The 308-nt window shown below is 39.3% G+C and carries 1 pseudogene; it reads right to left on the reverse strand.

The annotated features are described in order from the left end of the window. Window positions 1–277 (reverse strand): annotated as a pseudogene (locus LF817_RS20100) (hypothetical protein); the annotation flags it as partial. Between the last annotated feature and the right edge of the window lie 31 nt (window positions 278–308).

Raw genomic sequence — 308 nt, forward strand, 5'->3', positions numbered from 1 at the left:
TTCCTCTTCGCTCTGTATAGAACCCGTCTTCTCCGTATTTTTGAAATATCTCGCGCCATCGTTTCACACACTGTTTCGGTTTCTTGGAACCAATCACAGACAGATCAAATCCATGGTCAACAAAGATGTGATAAGGACTTTTGCCTTCACCGTTTTCTTTTACAGCCTTCAGTTTGAATGTCGGTGCATAAGTGATAGAACGATCAGATACCTTGATAACGTTTGGGTTGGATTCTAATTCTTTCCTTTGTGTTTCCGTAAACATAATTTTAGACATGTCTCTAACCTCGCTCTTCATAGTTAATTTG

It is taken from the genome of Halobacillus sp. A1, from assembly GCF_024189295.1.
GTDB lineage: Bacteria > Bacillota > Bacilli > Bacillales > Halobacillaceae > Halobacillus_A.